17 protein-coding genes are annotated in these 21971 nt (G+C 28.3%); 15 read left to right on the plus strand and 2 right to left on the minus strand.

Going from position 1 to position 21971, the window contains the following annotated elements; all coding sequences use genetic code 11:
* Positions 1 to 147 precede the first annotated feature (147 nt).
* The 12 genes from KQI77_RS07770 (at position 148) to KQI77_RS07825 (ending at position 15090) form a co-directional block, all read left to right on the plus strand.
* Positions 148 to 795, plus strand: a complete 648-nt coding sequence (locus KQI77_RS07770; RefSeq protein ID WP_253289392.1) for a sugar transferase — start codon at positions 148 to 150, stop codon at positions 793 to 795.
* A gap of 267 nt (positions 796 to 1062) precedes the next feature.
* Positions 1063 to 1818: a YveK family protein gene (locus KQI77_RS07775; RefSeq protein ID WP_216389884.1), complete on the plus strand. Its 756-nt coding sequence runs from the start codon at positions 1063 to 1065 to the stop codon at positions 1816 to 1818.
* Positions 1811 to 2455, plus strand: a complete 645-nt coding sequence (locus KQI77_RS07780; protein WP_216389885.1) for a CpsD/CapB family tyrosine-protein kinase — start codon at positions 1811 to 1813, stop codon at positions 2453 to 2455. The genes KQI77_RS07775 and KQI77_RS07780 overlap by 8 nt, the downstream gene beginning before the upstream one ends.
* Before the next feature lie 153 nt (positions 2456 to 2608).
* Entirely contained in the window at positions 2609 to 3547 is a 939-nt protein-coding gene (locus KQI77_RS07785) for a MoxR family ATPase (protein ID WP_216389886.1), read from the plus strand.
* Positions 3547 to 4677 carry a DUF58 domain-containing protein gene (locus tag KQI77_RS07790; protein ID WP_216389887.1) on the plus strand — a complete coding sequence of 377 codons (1131 nt, stop codon included), beginning with the start codon at positions 3547 to 3549 and terminating at the stop codon, positions 4675 to 4677. Before KQI77_RS07785 ends, KQI77_RS07790 begins: the two co-directional genes overlap by 1 nt.
* On the plus strand, positions 4677 to 6884 hold the full coding sequence (locus KQI77_RS07795; RefSeq protein ID WP_216389888.1) for a transglutaminase family protein: 2208 nt from the start codon (positions 4677 to 4679) through the stop codon (positions 6882 to 6884). The genes KQI77_RS07790 and KQI77_RS07795 overlap by 1 nt, the downstream gene beginning before the upstream one ends.
* Before the next feature lie 92 nt (positions 6885 to 6976).
* Positions 6977 to 7891, plus strand: coding sequence for a homoserine O-succinyltransferase (metA, locus tag KQI77_RS07800; RefSeq protein ID WP_216389889.1), 915 nt, complete (start codon positions 6977 to 6979; stop codon positions 7889 to 7891).
* A 1211-nt stretch (positions 7892 to 9102) separates the two neighbouring features.
* The gene (locus tag KQI77_RS07805) at positions 9103 to 9873 is read left to right on the plus strand and encodes a formate/nitrite transporter family protein (RefSeq protein WP_216389890.1); all 771 of its coding nucleotides are present in this window, start codon (positions 9103 to 9105) and stop codon (positions 9871 to 9873) included.
* 23 nt (positions 9874 to 9896) lie between these two features.
* Positions 9897 to 10946 (plus strand): PotD/PotF family extracellular solute-binding protein, encoded by a 1050-nt coding sequence (locus KQI77_RS07810; RefSeq protein WP_216389891.1) that lies wholly within the window; start codon positions 9897 to 9899, stop codon positions 10944 to 10946.
* 70 nt (positions 10947 to 11016) lie between these two features.
* A complete protein-coding gene (locus KQI77_RS07815) occupies positions 11017 to 11577 on the plus strand; it encodes a DUF3867 domain-containing protein (RefSeq protein WP_216389892.1) in 561 nt (186 codons plus the stop codon).
* A 15-nt stretch (positions 11578 to 11592) separates the two neighbouring features.
* Positions 11593 to 13149: an ABC-F family ATP-binding cassette domain-containing protein gene (locus KQI77_RS07820; protein WP_216389893.1), complete on the plus strand. Its 1557-nt coding sequence runs from the start codon at positions 11593 to 11595 to the stop codon at positions 13147 to 13149.
* A gap of 393 nt (positions 13150 to 13542) precedes the next feature.
* A complete protein-coding gene (locus tag KQI77_RS07825; RefSeq protein ID WP_216389894.1) occupies positions 13543 to 15090 on the plus strand; it encodes an NAD(P)/FAD-dependent oxidoreductase in 1548 nt (515 codons plus the stop codon).
* A gap of 86 nt (positions 15091 to 15176) precedes the next feature.
* On the opposite strand, the gene KQI77_RS07830 is transcribed toward KQI77_RS07825, so the two are convergent.
* Complete coding sequence (locus KQI77_RS07830) at positions 15177 to 17705, minus strand: CotH kinase family protein (RefSeq protein ID WP_216389895.1); 2529 nt, start codon at positions 17703 to 17705, stop codon at positions 15177 to 15179.
* A 315-nt stretch (positions 17706 to 18020) separates the two neighbouring features.
* On the opposite strand from KQI77_RS07830, the gene KQI77_RS07835 reads away from it, so the two are divergent.
* The 3 genes from KQI77_RS07835 to KQI77_RS07845 all read left to right on the plus strand — a co-directional run bounded on the left by KQI77_RS07835 (position 18021) and on the right by KQI77_RS07845 (position 19365).
* Positions 18021 to 18431 carry a peptide deformylase gene (locus KQI77_RS07835; RefSeq protein WP_216389896.1) on the plus strand — a complete coding sequence of 137 codons (411 nt, stop codon included), beginning with the start codon at positions 18021 to 18023 and terminating at the stop codon, positions 18429 to 18431.
* Positions 18432 to 18721: 290 nt separating this feature from the next.
* Complete coding sequence (locus tag KQI77_RS07840) at positions 18722 to 19096, plus strand: DUF2809 domain-containing protein (RefSeq protein ID WP_216389897.1); 375 nt, start codon at positions 18722 to 18724, stop codon at positions 19094 to 19096.
* Positions 19097 to 19128: 32 nt separating this feature from the next.
* Positions 19129 to 19365 carry a CPCC family cysteine-rich protein gene (locus KQI77_RS07845; RefSeq protein ID WP_216389898.1) on the plus strand — a complete coding sequence of 79 codons (237 nt, stop codon included), beginning with the start codon at positions 19129 to 19131 and terminating at the stop codon, positions 19363 to 19365.
* Between the two features lie 417 nt (positions 19366 to 19782).
* Here the strand turns inward: KQI77_RS07845 and KQI77_RS07850 are convergent, their stop codons facing one another.
* On the minus strand, positions 19783 to 21807 hold the full coding sequence (locus tag KQI77_RS07850) for a methyl-accepting chemotaxis protein (RefSeq protein ID WP_216389899.1): 2025 nt from the start codon (positions 21805 to 21807) through the stop codon (positions 19783 to 19785).
* Positions 21808 to 21971: the final 164 nt, after the last annotated feature.

Genomic DNA, 21971 nt, shown 5'->3' on the forward strand with positions numbered 1-21971 from the left:
ATATAATATACAACTAGGAAAAAGAGTAATATAATGTCAGTAATATATTAACAAAATGTAAAGAATGTGATATAATTAGTTCATAGAAAAGAAACAAATAATTATCAATAGGGGGAATGGTCAATGGATAATTTACAAGTTAGAACAATGCAAGATACTATAAGAGAAGCTGATGTGAGAAGTCAATCCAATGTAATTTATAATGTAGTTAAGAGGGTAATAGATGTAGTGTGTTCATTGCTTGGGATAATTTGCTTAAGTCCAATATTATTGATTGTTTCGATAATTATTAAACTTGATTCAAAGGGACCAGTTATATTTAAGCAAAAACGTGTTGGATTAAATGGCAAAGAATTCAATATATACAAGTTTAGATCAATGGTTATTAATGCTGAAGAATTGAAGGCAAAGCTTCAAGCTCAAAATGAGATGAGTGGTCCTATGTTTAAGATGAAAGAAGACCCTAGAGTTACTAAGATTGGTAAGTTTATAAGAAAAACAAGTATAGATGAGTTACCTCAATTATTTAACGTATTAAAAGGTGAGATGAGTTTAGTAGGACCTAGACCATCATTACCTAATGAAGTAAAAGATTTTGAACCATGGATGTTAAAGAGATTAGATGTTAAGCCAGGTTTAACATGTATATGGCAAGTATCAGGAAGAAATGATATAGACTTTGAAGATTGGATGAAGTTAGATATTAAATATGTAAATGAAAAAAGTATTTTCCTAGATATAAAATTAATCTTAAAAACTGTTTTGGTGTTATTTGGAGACAAACATGCGTGCTAGTTTGTAGAAAAGTTATGGGAGATAATAGAAATTAATCTCCTATTATTTTTTCTTATTTTAGCATTGTGAGTGGAGAGAAGAAGGTAAAAATAGTTAATGATTTTATGTAAACCTATTCTTTAAAAATAAAAATTTGAATTATATTTTAATAAATGATTAATACTAGTTGTTTAAAATTAATATTTGTATATGTAATAACTAGATGTAAAATTAATGAATATAAGGTATAATTATAATATAATTTTATCAACATAGGAGGATACAACATTGGTAAGAGAAGATAATGATATAAACTTTTTTGAACTTTTTAAGTCAATTAGAAAAAGATGGGTTATAATTCTTGAAATTATATTAGTGTGCATTATACTTTCTGTTGTATATAGTTTTATAATTGCAAAGCCTGTATATCAAACAACAACTAAATTATTTATAGGTAAACAAGCAAGTGATGAGACAAGCAGTTACGATAGTAATGAAGTAAGTATGTTTCAGAAATTAATGTCAACTTATGCTGGATTTGCGCAATCTACAGATTTGATTGAACGAGCAATAGATAAAGCTAAACTAGATGTTACAGCTGAACAGGTATCTGATAGAATGACTGTTGTAGCAGGCTCGGAAGATCAATTCTTAACATTAACATATAAATCTAATAATATTGATGAAGGTGTTGAAGTATTAAAGGCAGTTACAGATGAGTTTGTTAAGACTTCAACAGAATATATTCCAAATGGTAATATAGAAATTGTTGAATCACCTAGAGTGCCAACAGAACCTTCTAGCCCTAATAAGGCTAGAAATATAGCTGTTGCATTTATATTTGGGCTTATTGTTTCTGTTGTGGTTGCTATGGTATTAGAATTCTTAGATAATACAGTGAAAAAAGAAGAAGATATAGAAAATTTATTGGGAGTACCTGTTATAGGAATAGTTCCAGAGGCAGATTCAACAGAGATTTCTAATCCTACACATGAACATAAGCGAAAAAAATCACTATTTAGAAGAGGTGGTAAGAATGCCTAATATATTAAAAAATCCTAAAGGGGCTTATGCAGAAGCTTTTAGAACAGTAAAAACTAATATAAGATATTCTTCAACTGATAAAGATAAAAAAGTATTCTTAGTTACATCTACACAACCTGGAGAAGGTAAGTCAACAGTTGCAGTTAATTTAGCTATGAGTTTATCATTAGATAATAAAAAAGTTATAATTATTGATGCTGACCTAAGAAAACCTACAGTTCACAAGAGACTTCAGATAAGTGGAACAACAGGTTTAACAGATGTTTTAGTAGGAGAAGCAGAATTAGATGACACAATAATAAAGGTTAATGAGTATTTAAATGTATTAGTTGCAGGTCAGATTCCACCGAATCCAGCAGAGTTATTAGCATCAAAAGGTATGGAGAAGCTTATTAATAAATTTAGAGAAGAGTATGATTATGTTATATTAGATGGTAATCCTATTTGTGTTATAGCTGATTCTCAGATTCTTGCTAGTAAGGTTGATGGTGTTATCTTAATTGCTAGACATGAATATACTAAAAAAGATGAATTAGTTAATGCAAAGAAGTTAGTAGAGCAAGTTGGTGGACATGTTATTGGGGTAATATTAAATAGAGTTAGAGATAAGTCTAAAAGATATTATTATTACTATTAAATTAAAACATAGAGATTGTTACAGGTTGCTTGTAGCAATCTTTTTTTAAATTTAGAATTGAAAATTGAGAATTATATTTAAATTGAGAATTGAAAATTAAAAACAATTTTACATTTTAAATTCTAAATTACAAATTAAAATAAGGGGGCATATATGAATAAAGTATCAGAAATAGTAGAGAATATGGAAAAAGTAATGGTAGGAAAAAGAGAAACTATCAACAAAATAATTATTGCTTTGTTGTTGAATGGACATGTACTAATTGAAGATGTTCCAGGAGTAGGAAAAACTCAATGCGTAGGTTCTCTGGCAAAATCCGTATCTGGAAGTTATAAGAGAATACAATTTACTCCAGATGTTATGGCATCAGATATAACAGGATACAATATGTACAATCAGGTAAAGGGAACATTTGAATATAGAGAGGGAGCAGCTAATTGTAATTTCTTGCTAGGAGATGAAATTAATAGAGCATCAACTAAGACTCAATCAAGTCTTTTAGAAGTTATGGAAGAGAGACAGATTACTGTAGATGGAGTTACTAGAAAAGTTCCGGAGCCTTTTATGGTATTAGCAACTCAAAATCCTATAGAGAGTAAAGGAACTAATAAGTTACCAGAAGCACAATTAGACAGATTTTTATTTAGAATATCTATAGGTTATCCAACTAAAGCGGCAGAGATCGAAATATTAAATAGGTTTGCAGGTAGGAATCCTCTTAATGATTTAAAACCTGTTGCAACAGCACAAGATGTTCTTGATATGCAAGATGAAGTAGAGAAAATATCAGTTAGTGATGATATAAAAGAACTTGTTGTGTCTATATCAATAAACACAAGAGAAGCTCTAGAAACGTCTTTAGGGGTAAGTCCAAGAGGAACTCTTGCACTACTTAGAGTTTCAAAGGCAATAGCATATATGAAAAAAAGAGATTATGTTATTCCAGAAGATGTTGTATTACTTGCCAAGGATGTTTTATCACATAGAATTATTTTGTCATCTAATGCCAAGGCAAAAGGAATAACAGCTGATGAAGTTGTAGGCAGTTGTGTTGATAAGGCTTTAAAGCAAATGAATAAGGTGATGCAATAATGAATATATTAACATATTTAGCCTTGTTTATATTTAGCTTTTCTTTTGCATACATATTTGAAGTTAAGGAAGCTTATATGATTTTTTATTTTATAGCAATGTGTCCTTTTATTGATTTGTTGACTGTATTATTGGTCAGAAATAATCTTGAAGTGGATATATTAGTGAAGGATGAATATATTGAAAAAAATAATATAGCATTTAATAAAATTGCATTTAAAAATAAAGGAGTTGTACCTATAGCTAGAGTAAAGTATAAAATATTATTAGATGAAAAGTTTATTGTGGTAGATAAACAGTTAAAAGGAGAAATTTCAGTTCAAGGTAAAGGAATTACATATAAAGATATAAGTGTAAAACCTAAGCATATTGGAGTAGCAACAATTACTATAAAAGATATCAAGATAGAAGGTATATTTGGATTATTTAATAGGAATTATAAGGAGGAAATAAAAGGTGAAGTTAAAATCTTACCTTCAATAGTAGATGTAGATAATATTAATTTGCTTATAGGTGAAGGAACAATAGGAGATATTGAAATAGAAAATGAATATATAAAAACTGTTGGAGAACCTGGATATGAATATAGAGAGTATATGCCATCAGATCCACTAAGCAAAGTTAATTGGAAGCTTTCAGCAAAATCTAATAATTTAATAATAAGAAAAGATGAATCATCAGCACGAGCTAAAAAAACTATCCTTATAGATCCAAGAATAGAAGAGGCAGAAGATAAGTTAATGATTATTGATTTGTTATTAGAGGGAACATTGGGCATATGTAAGGAAATAATGAGTCTTGAATATGATGCTTCATTAGTATATAAAATAGATGATAGATGGCATGAAAAAGTGCTTGAAGACGATGAGAGTATAGGAGATATTAGAAGGATATTGTCAGAGATATGTTTTACAGATGATGATAGAAGGTTAAATGGAGCAAATATATTTAATGCTAGTGAATATGATGATGTTATAATACTGACAGCATGTAGAGATAGTAGATTGTTAGAGTTTATTGATGTGATTGAATATGATTGTAATGAGGTATATCTAATAAGTAATAATAAGAGAAAAATTGTTCAAGAGCAATTTTGTTTAAATGAAGATTATAGTTTGGAGAGAATATAATGAGAAAATGTATAGATGTAATAAGTAAAAATATTATAGCGCTTATATTTACTATATTAGGTATATCCCTTACATATTATTCTATTGTTGCTGATATAAAAATATCTCAAGCTATATTTATGATTGTTCTTATAACTTTATTTTTTGTATGTTATGATATTATGAATCATAATAAAAGTTATAGGGTAATTATATTTTCTATAACTTCCATTATAGTTATGCTTTCATCATATTTTATCATAAAGATCTTGGGTAGTGGTAATGAAGCTAGCTACATGATGTGGCTATTTAAAGCAGAGAGTGAATTATCTTATGAAACATATTATGAGATAGGAACTATTATATTATTATCTTATATATTTGGAGCAATGTATTATTATTTTACAGTGAAGATTATAAGAATGCCAATACTTATGCTATTATCTTTTGTAACTCTTATATTATATTTTAGAGGACCTTATGCACAAGATAATATATTTGTATATTTATATATAATTTTTTATTTCTTGCTGTATATGAAGAAAAGTGATTTTATTGAAGAATATCTTAGAGATAAAATAAGAATTAAAAATTCGTTGAAATTGGTTATACCTATAATAGTTATTATGACAATTATAGCTAGAATATTACCTAATACAAATGTTTTTCCCAATATAGAACCATTAAATGGTCTTAAGGATTATTTACAAGATTATAGGACACAGTATTCTCTACAAGATGGAATGATTGAAGATAATACAAGCAAATCTATAACGGAGTCTATGCCTGGAAACCAGGATTATGTTCTATATTCTTATAAAGGTGAATATATACCATATCTTGTTAATCATGTGTTTGATTATTTTGATACAAGTAATAACACATGGGTGGAAAGTGAGAGGAATAGTGATAAAAATTCTTTTATAGCTACATCTGGAGTAGAAAAGCAAACCTTAATAGAGCAATTGCTTATATCACTTAAAAGATATGACAACATACCTCAAGAAGTTAGAGAAGGTTTACAATTAAATAATAGTGATAATAAAAAAGTTATGAGTATAAAATCAGAGTCGTATTCTTTAAAAAATATGCTTCATCCAGAAAATGTGACGATGGCTTATTTAGATGACAATGAAGAAGCTATGTTAAGGGTAAATGAAAACAATAGGCTTTTTAAGGGAATAAATGAAAAGTTTTTACCTTCTGAATATGTAACTATAGGGTATATAGAAGATGCACCTGAAGGAAATAGTGCAGAAGATTATTTCATGAAATATTTCACAAAAGACAGATATGAAGATCTTATATCTTCTATTGCAAGTGAAGATGAAAGTTATGCACAGCAATTAACAGAAAGTATGGAAGAGGTATATTCTGATTATACAAGTTTATCTAAAGATACATCTCAAGATATATATAATTTAGCTGCAAAGATAACTCAAAGTAAAGAAAGTATATATGACAAAGCATCAGCAATAGTAGATTATTTTAATAGTGGAAAATATACATATTCATTATCTATAGATAATACATCAGCTAGAGATTATTTATCATATTTTCTTTTTGACAGCAAGAAAGGATATTGTGTACAATATGCAACAGCAATGACAATAATGTGTAGAACATTAAATATTCCTGCTAGATATGTTGAAGGATATGCAGTTTCACTTGAAAAAGATAGAGTTACAGACGATTATTATAATGTTAATGCTGAGAGGGCTCATGCTTTTGTTGAAGTATATATACCAGGTTATGGATGGAAGATATTTGATCCAACTCCTGTAAGAGTTGATGTAGAAGAAAATAATTCAAATGGATTTAGTTTTAATATTCCATATATTAATAAAATAATATATATTGTTAGTGGTGTGGCTGGATTAATAGCAATAGGATATATACTATATAGATTAACTGAGAGATATAGAAGAATTCATAGATTATCCCAATTACCTTCTAAGGAATACATGTTAGGATTAATAGATGATTCTATAGAAGAAATGAATAAATTAGGATTAAAGTTATTAAAAGAAGAGACTCTTATGAATTACGCTATAAGGACAGAAAATGATATTCCTTATGATTTAAAACAAATAATAGAATGGTATTATGGTGTAGCTTATGGAATGAAGCCTATGAAGAAAGAGTATATAAAAAAAGCTATAGAAGTTAATGATAATATTTATAAGTATGTAAAAAAACAAAAGAATGGCAAATCGAAAAAACATTAAAAGCATATAGAGATATAATATAACATAAAAGTGAAAGAAATATGGTATAATTGGAATTAAGAATAAGTTATTTAACAAAAGGGGAGACGGATATGCCAATAAAAATACCAGAAGAATTACCGGCTTATAGCGTTTTGAAGGAAGAAAATATCTTCGTTATGAACGACCAGAGAGCAGCAACACAAGACATTAGACCACTTAAGATTGCTATACTTAATCTAATGCCACTTAAGATAACATCAGAGAATCAATTGTTAAGATATTTATCTAATAGCCCTCTTCAAGTTGAGATAGTTCTTATTCAGACTAAAACTTATACATCAAGTAATACTCCTAAAGAGCATTTAGATAAGTTTTATTCTTACTTTGAAGATATAAAAGATCAAAAATTTGATGGATTAATTATAACAGGTGCACCTGTAGAGCATATGGAATATGAAAAGGTTGCATATTGGGATGAACTTGAGGAGATTATGGAGTGGAGTACTACTAATGTATTCTCAACTCTTCATATATGTTGGGGAGCGTTAGCTGGATTATACTATCATTATGGAATACCTAAATATAAATTAGCTGAGAAAATGTTTGGAGTATTTAAGCACAATATTTTAGATGAAAAGGCAGAACTAACTAGAGGATTAGATGACGTATTTAATGCACCTCATTCTAGACATAGTGAAGTAAGAAGGGAAGATATCATTAAAGTACCTGAACTTAAAATATTATCTGAATCAGATGAAGCAGGAGTATTTATAGTTGCAACGGAGGATAATAGAAGAATATTTATCACAGGACATCTAGAATATGATAGAGATACTCTTAAGGATGAATATTTTAGAGATAAGGATAAAGGCCTTGAAATAAAAGTGCCTGAGAATTATTTCGTTGATGATGATGATTCTAAGGAACCACTTATGACATGGAGAGGTAGTGCTCATATTGTATTTACTAATTGGTTAAACTACTGTGTATACCAAAATACTCCATTTGATATTAATGATCTTTAAATTGTAAAATGTATATTTAATGATTAATATCAAAATTATATGTTTAAGTAAATAATATAATATAATATGTATAAAATCCAATGTTATTTTGTTTGCTTAATATTATGTTTGTTATTAGTATCAATATTATATGTTTTCATAAATAGCATAATTTCATTAAGTATTCCTAAATATAAAAAAATTAAGTTAGCTAAATGTTGTAAACTCACTAAAGTTCAAACAGTACAACATTTTAAACGCTAACTTAATTTTTTTATAATAAGAAATCCTAAAATTCATTATGAAGATTTATTCAAAGCAATAATATTGATACTAAAAAAGAAAATCATAATATTAACATTATCAAATAACATTGGATTTTTCATTATAATAATATTATTTTACTTAAAGCAATAATTTGATATTAATTAACTGAAAAGATAAGTAATCAAAACAATATATTCAATAATTTTTTTAAGTAAGAACTACTGAATACTTAAGATACTTGAAATAATCCAGATACACTAAAAATCACCATAACGCTTAAATAATTAAAATATAATAAGCTTAGTAGAAGTAACCATTATTGTTAAGGTTAGAATTATAGGTAGATATAGAATAATATAACCATGAAGAATTATAGATTAGTATAAATAATATGGAACAATAGGTTACTGAACTAATGCTATTATATTTTAATTATAAACATTCATTATGAAGATTTATTCAAAGCAATAATATTGATACTAAAAAAAAATCATAATATTAACATTATCAAATAACATTGTATTTTTCATTATAATAATATTATTTTACTTAAAGCAATAATTTGATATTAATTAACTGAAAAGATAAGTAATCAAACAATATATTAGATAATTTTTTTAAGTAAGAATTAGGATACTTGTAATAATATAGATACACTAAAAATCACCATAACGCTTAAATAATTAAAATATAATAAGCTTAGTGGAAGTAACCATTATTGTTAAGGTTAGAATTATAGGTAGATATAGAATAATATAACCATGAAGAATTATAGATTAGTATAAATAATATGGAACAATAGGTTACTGAACTAATGCTATTATATTTCAATTTTAATTATCAATGTTTTTACAAAATTACATATTATATTTTAATTTAACACGAAAAATAATTGTAATAATTCTAATATTATTGTAAAATCGATAAGTAAAAAACAAAAGAAAAACTTAAGAGGAGAAAAAAGAATGTACGCAGAAGAACTAGAAATTGTAGCACAATCAGCTAAAAAGAAGGCTAAATTATTTGAGGCAGGGAGATGGAAATATTACTGTGCAAGTATGTTAGGAGGATTATATGCATGTTTTGGAGCAATACTAGCGTATACAATAGGGGCAGTATTTCATGAGGCTAACTCTCCATATGGTAAAATAGCTATGGGATTATCATTTGGTATTGCATTATGTTTAATTTCATTTGCAGGGGCAGAATTATTTACAAGTAATACATTTGTAATGACAGTAGGTCTTGAGAAGAAAAAGACAAGTTTTAAAGATTTTCTTAAAATAACATCAGCTAGTTGGACATTTAATTTTGTAGGATCTGTAATAGCAGCATTATTGTTTGTAATGGCAGGTGTAATAAGTACATCTACAGGAGAATACTTAACACATATAATAGAAGCTAAGATAAGTTATTCACCTATGGAATTAATAATAAGAGGAATGTTATGTAATACAATGGTATGTTTAGCAACTTGGTGCACATACAAGATGAAAAATGAAGCTGCTAAAGTAATTATGTTATTATGGTGTGTATTAACATTTATGATAGCTGGGTTTGAACATAGTATAGCTAATATGGGAATAATGTCAATGGTGTATTTTTGGCAAAAAACTACGATTATTACGTTGTCAGGAATATTATATAATTTATTTTTTGTTACAATAGGTAATATAATAGGTGGTGCAGTAGTAATTGGATTAGGATATACATATATATCAAGAAATAAAGAATAATATAAGATAAGGGGGATTATAAAATGAAAAAAAGTAAGGTAATAATAAGCATTTTATTTTTATGTATGATGGTATCATTTATAGGATGTTCATCATCGGAGGACAAGAAGAAAACTATTAATTTTTTAAACTATGGAGCTAACATAGACGAAGAAAGTTTAGAATTATTTGAAGAGAAATACAATATTGCAGTTAATGAAGAAACTTTTGATGATATGGAGGAGATGTATACAAAAGTTTCTTCGGGAGCTGTAAAATATGATGTGATACTTGTATCAGATAATCTTATGGGACGTATGATAGATGAAGGCTTACTTCAAGAACTAAATAAGGATAATCTACCTAATCTAAAGGAGATGGACAGTACGTATATGGATTTAGATATAGATAAAGGCAACAAATATTCAGTTCCTTATATGTTTGGTACAGTTGGTATAATATACAATACAGATTATGTAGATGATCCAGTAGATAGCTGGGACATATTGTGGAATGAAAAATACAAAGGTGAAATATTCATGTTTGATACTTATAGAGATACAATGGGAGCAGCACTTAAGAAATTAGGCTATTCAATGAATAGTACAGATGAAAGTGAGATAAATGCAGCAAGAGATTTACTTATAGAACAGAAACCACTAGTAGAAATATATGGGGTAGACATAGGTACTGAAACTATTGCTTCTGGAGATACATATATTAATATGATATGGTCTGGAGAAGGATTGAATTTAGAAGCAGAATATGACAATTTAAAATATATTGTTCCAAAAGAAGGTGCGAATTTCTGGATAGATAGTTTATGCATTCCTAGTAATTCAGAGAATAAGGAAGACGCAGAGAAACTTATTAATTTTTTAAGTGGAAAAGATGCACAATATAGAATTGCAGATGAAATTGGATATGTAACACCTAATAAGTTAGCAAGAGCGATGCAACCTGATAATGTTAAGAATAATCCTAATGCATATTATGATCAAGAATTTTTGAATAAATGTGAGATGTATAAGGATTTAGATAAGAAAACAAAAGAATTATATGATGAAGCTTGGAATGAAATAAAAAGTAAATAATTATTTCTAGTTTATTTAATATATTTGATATATAATAGATAATAAATATGTTAAGAGGAGTTGAAAGTATATGAGCGATGATAGAATAATTGATTTCAACGAGATGAAGAATAAAGCAAAAGAAAAAGATGTTGATAAGTTCGAAGAATATATGTATTCTCAGATGTATAAAATGTCTAGTGGAAATATATCAATGGCTGATTTTACTAAAGAAATTTACAAATACATGGAAGAAAATAATATTTCTCAAGACAAGTTTATTAATATTCAAAAGAAGCTTATGGAGAGATATGGAGTTGATACTTCAGCAATTGAAGAACAACTTAAGGACATGGGCGTAGATATGGCTAATATTGGTACAGACTATGAATCTATAAGAAAAACCATGAGCTTTCAAGAGAAATACAAAGATAGATTAAAGCCAGCTAATATACTTAAGTATTACATAAAAAATGACAAAAACAATCTAGAGATTATAATTAATGCAGAAGAAGTAATACTACAAAGTGAAGGCAAGATAGATCTAAATGATATAGAGCTTAATGAATTCTTATGCTCATATAAGAAATTAATAGAAGATAAGAACCTTGCTATAAAGGTATGTGAAAATGTAAAAACATATGATTATTAAGGAGTAAAAGCAAACATGAGTATAGTAATAGTAAAAAACATGAGTCATGGGTTTGGAGATAGAGCAATCTTTGAAGATGTTTCTTTTAGATTATTAAAAGGAGAACATGTAGGTTTTGTAGGGGCCAATGGTGAAGGAAAATCTACATTTATGAATATAATAACAGGAAAGCTTATGCCCGATGAAGGTGATGTAATATGGTCTAATAATGTTAGGGTAGGCTATATGGATCAGCATGCTGTATTACAGAAGGGACAGACCATAAGAGAAGCCTTAAGAGAAGCATTCAAGTATCTATTTGATATGGAAACAGAGATGAATTCATTATATGAGAAGATGGGAGATTGTACTCCAGAGGAACTAGAGAAGATGTTAGAGAGAACAGCTGTTATTCAAGACCTTTTAGATAATAATGGATTCTATATGATAGATGCCAAGGTAGAAGAAGTAGCAAAAGGCTTAGGGTTAGTAGATGTAGGACTAGATAAAGATGTAGATGACCTATCAGGTGGGCAGAGAACCAAGATTCTATTAGGAAGATTATTATTACAGAACCCAGATATACTATTACTAGATGAACCTACGAATTACCTAGATGAAGAACATATAGAATGGCTTAAGAGATATCTTCAGAATTATGAGAATGCGTTTATACTTATATCTCATGATATCCCTTTTTTGAATTCAGTAGTTAATCTTATATATCATGTTGATAATAAGAAGATTAATAGATATGTAGGAGATTATAATGAATTCAAGAGATTATATGAAGAGAAGAAAAAGAGACTAGAACAGGCATATGAGAAGCAACAGAAGGAGATAGCTAGACTAGAGGATTTTGTTGCTAGAAATAAGGCTAATGTAGCAACTGCCAATATGGCAAAGTCTCGTCAGAAGAAGCTAGATAAGATGGAGAAGATAGAATTAGCTAAGGAAAAACCAAAGCCTGAGTTTACATTTAAAACAGCTAGAACATCAGGTAAACTTATATTTGAAACAAAAGACTTAGTAATAGGATATGATAGTCCTCTTACTAAACCTCTTAACTTATATCTAGAGAGAAATCAAAAGGTTGCATTAGTAGGAGCTAATGGGTTAGGAAAATCAACCTTACTTAAAAGTTTATTAGGAATTATCAAACCTTTAAGTGGAGAAGTAATAAAAGGAGATTATCAGCAAATAGGGTATTTTGAACAAGAAGATAGAAGTGGAAATACTAATACTTGTATAGAAGAAGTGTGGAGTGAATTTCCTTCTTATACACAATATGAGATAAGAGCAGCCCTTGCAAAATGTGGTTTAACAACTAAGCAGATAGAATCGAAGATAATGGTTCTATCAGGTGGAGAAGCTGCTAAGGTTAGGTTATGTAAGATACTTAACAACGAAACTAATATATTAGTTCTAGATGAGCCTACTAACCACTTAGATCAAGATGCTAAAGATGAGCTTAAGAGAGCGTTGAAGGAATACAAAGGAACTATATTACTTGTATCCCATGAACCGGAATTCTATAGAGATGTAGTTAATGAAATTTGGGATTGTGAAGAGTGGACATTAAAAACTGTATAATGGAAGGAAAATTACTTGTATAAAAAGTTATATAATACGTGTAATTAATATAAATCTTAAAGAGTTGGATACAAATCTGACTCTTTTTTAACGTATAGGAAAGTATAAAACTTTTTTGAGAGTGAGTACTGATTATTACTGCTTTCCTTAATATGTAAGTTTGTAAAAACGTTAAAAATAATTGTAGTGAAATAAAGAATAGAAAAACAAAATAATTGTTTATATTTCCATATTTGTATGGATTAATTGAATAAAAGTGAATAGTATGATAAAATTTCAATGAAAAGAATAATATATTAGAAAGAGTATATTATAAAATATTTTAAGTTTAAAAGTTTGTTAAGAAATGTAATAGGTTACATGTTATAGGAAAGATATTTGGGGGAAAATATAATGAAGAAAATAATTATTATAGGTGCAGGTCCAGCTGGAGTTACTGCTGGATATGAGTTACTAAAGCAATTAGATGAGTGTGAAGTAGAGATATTAGAAGAAACTGAAGATATAGGGGGAATATCGAGAACAGTTTATTATAGAGGCAATAGAATGGATATAGGAGGGCATAGATTTTTCTCTAAAGACAGAGAAGTAACATCTTGGTGGAATAATATAATGCCAATGCAAGGCAAACCCTCTTATGATGATATTGTATTAAATAGAGAAGTAAAACTATCAGAGAATGGACCAGATCCAGAAAAAGAAGATAGGGTTATGTTAACTAGAAATAGGGTATCACGAATTTATTATAAAAAGAAATTCTTTGATTATCCTGTAAAGCTTAATGTTAATACAATAAAGAATATGGGATTTACAACTACCGTTAATGCTGGATTTAGTTACTTAAAAGCTACAATTCACAAGTTGCCTGAAGATTCATTGGAGAACTTTTATATAAATAGATTTGGTAAGAAATTATATTCTATGTTTTTTGAAGGATATACTGAAAAGCTATGGGGAAGACATCCTAAAGAGATATCAGCAGATTGGGGCTCTCAAAGAGTTAAGGGACTATCTATAGTAGCTATATTAAAGGATGTATTTTCCAAGATGTTTAAGAAGAACAATAGTAAAGTAGAAACTTCATTGATAGAAGAATTTGCTTATCCGAAGTATGGTCCAGGACAATTATGGGAAACAGCTGCTAAGGAATTTGAGGACATGGGTGGAATAATAAAAAGAAACTGTAAAGTAAAGAATATACATACTAGTAATGGGGTTGTTACAGAAGTTGTATATGACAATAATGGTGAAGAAATTGTAGAAAAAGCTGATATTGTAATATCTTCAATGCCTTTTAAAGATTTAATTTTAGGAATGAATGACGTACCTAAGGATATACAAGATATAGCACAAGGACTTCCATATAGAGATTTTGTTACTGTTGGCTTGTTGGTGAATAAATTGAATTTAAAGAATGAAACAAAGTTAAAAACATTGAGCAACATAGTGCCTGATTGTTGGATATATGTACAAGATACAGGGGTTAAGCTAGGAAGAATACAAATATTTAATAATTGGTCTCCATACTTAGTTAAAGATCCAGAAAATACTGTATGGATAGGACTTGAATACTTCTGTAAAGAAGGGGACAAGTATTGGAATATGAGTGAAGAGGAATGGATTAATATGGGGATAAATGAACTTGTTAAAATGGGCGTGATTGAAAGTAATAAAGTTGTTTTAGATGCTCATAGAGAAAAAGTTAAAAAAGCTTATCCAGCTTATTTTGATACTTATTCAGATATTAATAAAGCTATAGATTATGTTAATAAGTTTGATAATCTATATTGTGTAGGTAGAAATGGACAACATCGTTATAATAATATGGATCATTCTATGGTTACTTCCTTTGAAACAGTTAAGGCCATAGTTAATGGTAAAAAAGATAAAACAGATATATGGAATGTAAATACTGAAAAAGAATATCATGAGGAAAAATAATATAATTTTCTATAAAAGTAAAAAAGAAGTATCGCATAAAAGGAGAGTGAATGTAAAGGGTGCGATACTTCTTTATTTATATTTATCTAATTATTAGAGTCTTTCAATTTTTTATTCTTTTTTGCAAATAAACTAGTCAATATACTTGTAGCTGATACTGCAAAGGCTGTAAATAATAATTTAAGCTTATTGTTATCACTTGTCTTTTTACTGCTAGCTGAAGTATCTGTACTACTTGATGAAGAACTAGAATCTGCATTAGTTGTTGTAGTTGTAGATGTAGTATTAGTTTTTTCACTAGAAGTTGTAGTTGAACTATCTGTTGTATTAGCAGTAGTATCTGATGTTGAATTATTAGTACTATCTTCAGTAGATTCTGTTGTTTTAGTTGTTGTAAGTGCAAATACACCGTTAGTTATATTATTAGTTGTTATTGTGTAAACACCATCAGAATAAGTTCCATCTATTAACTCATAAGCACCGTCAGAATTTAAGTAATATACAGCTGCTGTTTCATTACTTGATAATGTAATAGGAAATGAAATTTGAGCTGACATTTCTTCAGGCCCATTAGGATTATTACCTTGATTCATATTATTATCTGGTTGTTGAACACCATTGTTTGGCTGTTGGTTATTATTATTTTGATTACCACTAGTATTGTTTTGATTTCCTTGTGCAGCATTATTAGCTTGATTATTGTCAGGTTGAGTTTGAGTTGTATCATTCATATTAGGTGGATTTTGATTAGTACCATTATCATTCATTGACGGAGGATTACCAGGTGCACCACCATTATTTGGGTCAAAGTTACCACCCATATTCATAGAGATATTATATAGTGACATAGTGCTTACATTTTTTATAGAATTAGTCGCAAGGTCATAATTATCTCCATCAGTAATATTAGAGATTGAAAGAGTAGCGTTATCTGGGAAAGTACCTGTTATACTAATTCCAGTAGTTTCATCAGTTATGGTTTTAGAAGTTATACCAGGATTACCACCAGGCATATTACCACTACCACCAACAACATTACCTAAGAGATTAAGATTTATATCAGTTGATACTTCTTCAGTATCTCCAGATAATTGTTTAAGTACTGCTTCGCTTCTTTGTGCAATAAGTTCTGATAAAAGTGTGCTAGCAGTAGTATATTGATCTACAGTATAGAATGCTGTTGGATCATTTGAATAGTTTTCAGTAAGTTGAGTCTTATATGAATTAATTATATTTTCAAAATTATTTTCTGAATAGGTAGTTCCATCTGAGGTAGTTCCACCTTCACTTGCTATAGTACAGCAATCATTTAAATAACTTTCATATAACGCTTTGTATTCGTCATTTTGTAGTATTACATTTAATAAAGGTCTTTCATCCAAAGTGCAATTAACTAATGGATTGTATATATTGAAGTTTACCATTGCGGAAGCATTAGATACTCCATATGCTCCAAATGAATAATTGTAATCCCAAGGAAGTATATGCATATATCCTTCATCATTTATATATAGTGCATAATTTTGCATTTTTTCTGATTGATAACTATCCAAATTAACTAAATAAGTGTTAACAGCAAAATATCTAATTACATTATCAACATCCATAATTGACTCTAGTTGTTCTTTATATTCTTCAGTGTTAGGATTTTCAGAATTACTTAATTCATTTAAAGTTTTCATCCATTTGAATACTGTACTAAGTGAATCATAAATATCATTGAAGGTGTCTTCATCATTTTCCCATAAACCATTATATTTATATAATGGATTACTTGAATCTGTTGGATAATCAGATGAAGTAAATTCAAATTCGCCAGTTTCTTCATTATAATATTGATCTAGAGATGAATCATAAACTAAATCTCCACCAGATGATTCTGGTTTTACTAGATAATCACTTTTCTCATTTAAAGTACGTTGAGTTAATGCACTATCTACTGATTCAACCATCATGTATACGCCATAGAATTCACCATTTACATATAAATTTACTAAACTGTAGCATGGTGTAGGAATTCCCATTTCAGTCATAAGCTTATATGATAAATATTCTTTCATAAGTGTTGAATCTCCATAAATATTATTGAAGGAAACTTTAGATAAGCCATAAAGGTTTTGATTAGCACTATATCCATTCTTTTTCTTTATGTATTTGCCAAAGTTTACTGTGAAACTAAATCTGTCACTATCTGAATTCCATACAGATGATAATGTTAAGTTTCCCTTTGTTTTAATTGAAGCATATTGGACAGTTTGTCCACCTATAGTTACGCTATTGGTTAGTACATTAGGCTTATCAATTGCATTTTGCAACATATAGTTCCAATTATTTTCATTTATATCAATATAGACATTTTCAACAGATTCGTCATTAAACAAACTTGTATATGCGCCGCTTGAAGCTTTGCCTTGAGTTTCATTATTTACATCATAAGAATCAGGAATATCATCCTCTGTAAATAACATATCTTCTGTTACTGTAGTACTACTTCCATGTGTATATGAAGTGCTTGAATTATTACCAGGCATGTTAGCTGCATATACAGTAGATGGTGTAATAAATGTAAGCATTGATAAAGTTACTATTATAGAAATTATTTTTTTAGATTTCATATAATTGCCTCCTAAAATAAACATAAATTAATTTTATAAGTTGATTTTAAAATTAAAAACTTAAATGAGGCTTAAAATTATAATATGGGAAAAATTAAGACATAAATCTACTTTGGTAAAAAAATACAATATATGTGATATTTACATGATGAAAAAGAGATAAAAAGATAAAAATATGATAAAATAGAAATAGTGTCACGACAGAACTCAAAAACAAGTTTTAGAATCTAGTATAATTGCATAACAAAATCTAAGGCCTTGTAGTTGTATTGACGATTTTGTTATGCAATATGACTTTAAGGAAGGAAATTATATATGATAAAAACAATTAATAAAGATGTATTATTTTTAGGACAAAAATCAGAATTAGCAACAAAAGATGATATTCATGTAGTTGATGATCTTATAGATACATTAAGAGCAAACTTAAGTGGTTGTGTAGGTATGGCTGCTAATATGATAGGTGTAAAGAAGTGCATAATAGTTTTTGCTATAGGGGATACAATTGTGCCCATGATTAATCCCATTATAAAGAGTAGACATAAAAGTTATAAAACAGAAGAGAGTTGTCTATCTTTATTAGGAGTAAGAAAAACTACTAGATATGAATCCATCGAAGTTGAATATCTTGATAGAGATTTTAATAAGCATATAGATAAATTTACAGGCTTTGTTGCTCAAATTATTCAACATGAGATAGATCATTGTAACGGAATTATAATCTAGAAAGCATTTCTGCATTTCATCTTTAAACATAAAAATGAAGATAAGTTACAGGTTATGATTTTACAAAAGTGTTTAAGTCGTTTTAAAAAATGTGTGATGATAAAGATATTTAGTTAGATAGAAATTCAGATGACTTTATAAAAAGTCAGTGATATACTTTGTATAAAGAATGCTTTTAAGATTTATCAGTCTTTGGTGATTTTCTTGGAAGCAAATTTTTTATACTTACTTTGACACAAACAGAGATATGTTATTGTTAAGGTATAGTAATGTAATATTAGGAGATAATTATGAAAAACAAACGAATTAAATACTTAATTATATTTATTATTATATTTATGGTAGAAGTTTTTATAGGTGCTTATTCACATTCTGGAATTATAAGAAATTATGTAGGAGATATATTGGTAATACCTATTATGTATTTTTTTATAAGAATTATATATCCTAAGAGGATAAGAAAGCTCCCATATATTTTGTTTTTATTTGCAGTTATTGTAGAGATATTACAGTATATGAAGATAAATAATATCTTAGGTATAGAGGGTAGCAGCCTTTTAGGAATATTACTAGGTTCTACTGGAGATATTAAAGACATTCTCTGTTATTTTATAGGGACAATTATTATAATAATTATAGATGTAATAGAGAATAGAAGAAGATAGATATTATTATAAAATATTGGAGGCTTGTTAGCATGAAATATAAATGCCCATGTTGTGGTTGTTATACATTTTTAGAAGAGCCAAGAGGCAATTATGATATATGTCCTGTATGTTATTGGGAAGATGATCCTATCCAAGCAGAAGATCCAGATTATGAAGGTGGAGCTAATACAGTTAGTTTAAATAAGGCAAGGGAAAACTATAAGAAGTTTGGAGCTTGTGAAGAGAAAATGATTAAATATGTTAGAAAACCTAATATTGGCAATTAAAATATAATAGCATTAGTTCAGTAACCTATTGTTCCATATTATTTATACTAATATGGAATTCTTTATGGTTATATTATTCTATATCTACCTATAATTCTAACACTAACAATAATGGTTACTTCCACTAAGCTTATTATATTTTAATTATTTAAGGGTTATGGTAATTTTTAATATATCTATACTGTCTGCAAATATCTTAAGTCTTCAGTAATTCTTACTTTAAAAAAATTAAGATAGCGTTTAAAATGTTGTACTGTTTGAACTTTAGTGAGTTTACAACATTTAGCTACCTTAATTTTTTTATATTTAGAAATCCTTAATGAAATTATGCTATTTATGAAAACATATAATATTGATACTAATAATAAACATAATATTAATCAAACCAAATAACATTGGATTTTATCCATAATTTTTTTAAATTTTGAATTTACTGATTACTTTTTGAAGGTCAGCTGCCGTATTAGCTAAATCATGCATATTTTTAAGTACTTCTTTTGATTTATCATTAGAAATTTCAGTTTTATTAAATACAGTTTCGGTATTATTTGCTATATTTTGAGTTGATTCATTTATATTAGATAGTGATTCTATAATTTCGGATATAGTAGATGCTAATTCTTCAGATGTTGTACCTAAGTTAGATGATATATCACTATAGAACTTAGAATCATCTTGGTATTGTTTTGCTACATCTATGAAATCATTATAGTCTGATATAACTTGATTATTAATAAAGGTTAATAGATTATCGCTACTATCTCCTAAATGATTTACTGCTGATACTACATTTTTTATAACTCCTTGTATTTCATCTACAGCAGTTGTTGAACTCTCTGATAGTTTACGAACTTCTTCTGCAACTACAGCGAAGCCTTTTCCTGATTCTCCAGCACGTGCAGCTTCTATTGATGCATTAAGTGCTATAAGACTAGTTTGATTAGCTATATTTAGTATTTCATCTGCTAATCCTTGAATTTCATTTACATGTCTAGAAGCAGTTATAGCAGCTTCTAAATCATTTTTGGTTGAATTATATATGTTAATTGTATTTTGTTGTGAAGATAGAGATTTTTTCATAAGGTCGTCAGCACGAAGTGTAATCTTACTTGCTTCACTAGCAGCTTCTGATGCTTTTGATGCAACACCATCTACAGCTATTCCTATATTTTTGCTAGATTCTGTGATAGTTTCTGTAAGTTCAGCAGCTTTAATTGCTTCACTAGATATATCTTTTATGGAAGTAGTTATATCATTTAATTCTGAATTTAAGTTATTCATATTTTCATTTGTTTTTTCCGATATAATGGCAACATCATTAGCACCATTCATTGTGCCTTTAATAGTAGAACGTATAGTTTCTTTAACTGTTTTAGTAGCATATTTTATTTCTTCAATTTCATTCTTGAAGCCTTCTTTTACACCTTTTTGAGGGACAGAATCAGAAGAATTTTCACTGAAATCGCCAGTTGCAAATTGCTTTAAGTAGCTTATAGGTGCAAGCATTTTTGCAGAAATAACGAAAATCAATAATATAATTACTAAAATTCCTATTATGCTAAATAATAATGACTTAAATAAAAGTGCTGAAAGGTCCGCAGCTACTATTGAATGAGGTACTACAACGCCTATTGTCCAATTACAACTAGAAACATTAGATAGAGAGAAGTATTTTTCTTTTCCGTCATAATCTTTAGATAATATAGGTTTAGTTTCTGAGTCAGAAGAGATTAGTTTAGCTACAGGTTTAAGTAAACCATTATCAGCTTCAGCTATAGATATTACTTCTTCTGATGTAGGGAGATACTTGTCATTTTTATGCGCTACAAAATTTCCTGAAGAATCTACCAAAAAGCCATATGTTCCATTACTATCTGACAATTCATTAACAACTTCTACCAATGTTGTTATTTTAATATCTGCTCCTACAGCTCCTGCAAAGTTGCCGTTATTATCATAAAAAGGAGTAGCTATAGTTATAACAGGATCTCCAGTTATTGTATCTATGTATGGATCTGTAATAATTGTATCTTGTGCAGCTTTAACATTTTTATACCAATCTCGTTCACAACATTTAAATCCTTCTGGTGGTGTGGCATTTGCCATTATAGTGGTATTATCTTCTTTACAAAAGTATGCATCCATAATTACCCCATCATCTTTAGTTAATCGATTTTGTAAGAAAGTTCTTAATTCATCATTTGACTTATCATATAGAAGAAATTGATAAGCTTCTGAACACCCTTTAGTCCATTCCTTTTTTTGATTAACCCAATTATCTATTTCACTAGCTGATTCTTTAGAAGACTCTGATAGATACTCATATTCTTTATTTGTAACTACTTTTTTAGATACAGAGTAACTTCCAAAAGCATTTATCAAAAGAATTATTACTACAGTAACAGATATGCTAAAGATAAGTTTGCTTTTTATTGTTTTCATATTTGATTCCCTTCTTTCTACAATTATATAGTTTATTTTCGTGGCCGTTGAATGCAAAACTAACTTCCGTTTTAGCTAAATTATTGTGTTTGCAAGGGTAAAGTCAGTTTTTTAGATTGTTTTTATAGCTAAAATATTTGAAATAAGTTATAATTTTTATAAGA

This window comes from Clostridium sp. MSJ-8 (assembly GCF_018918325.1).
Lineage (GTDB): Bacteria > Bacillota > Clostridia > Clostridiales > Clostridiaceae > Clostridium.

Bases quoted from the DNA above. Each gene is read 5' to 3' on its own strand.
- KQI77_RS07770 (WP_253289392.1), top strand. From the start codon at position 148: ATGCAAGATACTATAAGAGAAGCTGATGTGAGAAGTCAATCCAATGTA.
- KQI77_RS07780 (WP_216389885.1), top strand. From the start codon at position 1,811: ATGCCTAATATATTAAAAAATCCTAAAGGGGCTTATGCAGAAGCTTTT.
- KQI77_RS07785 (WP_216389886.1), top strand. From the start codon at position 2,609: ATGAATAAAGTATCAGAAATAGTAGAGAATATGGAAAAAGTAATGGTA.
- KQI77_RS07790 (WP_216389887.1), top strand. From the start codon at position 3,547: ATGAATATATTAACATATTTAGCCTTGTTTATATTTAGCTTTTCTTTT.
- KQI77_RS07795 (WP_216389888.1), top strand. From the start codon at position 4,677: ATGAGAAAATGTATAGATGTAATAAGTAAAAATATTATAGCGCTTATA.
- metA (WP_216389889.1), top strand. From the start codon at position 6,977: ATGCCAATAAAAATACCAGAAGAATTACCGGCTTATAGCGTTTTGAAG.
- KQI77_RS07805 (WP_216389890.1), top strand. From the start codon at position 9,103: ATGTACGCAGAAGAACTAGAAATTGTAGCACAATCAGCTAAAAAGAAG.
- KQI77_RS07810 (WP_216389891.1), top strand. From the start codon at position 9,897: ATGAAAAAAAGTAAGGTAATAATAAGCATTTTATTTTTATGTATGATG.
- KQI77_RS07815 (WP_216389892.1), top strand. From the start codon at position 11,017: ATGAGCGATGATAGAATAATTGATTTCAACGAGATGAAGAATAAAGCA.
- KQI77_RS07820 (WP_216389893.1), top strand. From the start codon at position 11,593: ATGAGTATAGTAATAGTAAAAAACATGAGTCATGGGTTTGGAGATAGA.
- KQI77_RS07825 (WP_216389894.1), top strand. From the start codon at position 13,543: ATGAAGAAAATAATTATTATAGGTGCAGGTCCAGCTGGAGTTACTGCT.
- KQI77_RS07830 (WP_216389895.1), bottom strand. From the start codon at position 17,705: ATGAAATCTAAAAAAATAATTTCTATAATAGTAACTTTATCAATGCTT.
- KQI77_RS07835 (WP_216389896.1), top strand. From the start codon at position 18,021: ATGATAAAAACAATTAATAAAGATGTATTATTTTTAGGACAAAAATCA.
- KQI77_RS07840 (WP_216389897.1), top strand. From the start codon at position 18,722: ATGAAAAACAAACGAATTAAATACTTAATTATATTTATTATTATATTT.
- KQI77_RS07845 (WP_216389898.1), top strand. From the start codon at position 19,129: ATGAAATATAAATGCCCATGTTGTGGTTGTTATACATTTTTAGAAGAG.
- KQI77_RS07850 (WP_216389899.1), bottom strand. From the start codon at position 21,807: ATGAAAACAATAAAAAGCAAACTTATCTTTAGCATATCTGTTACTGTA.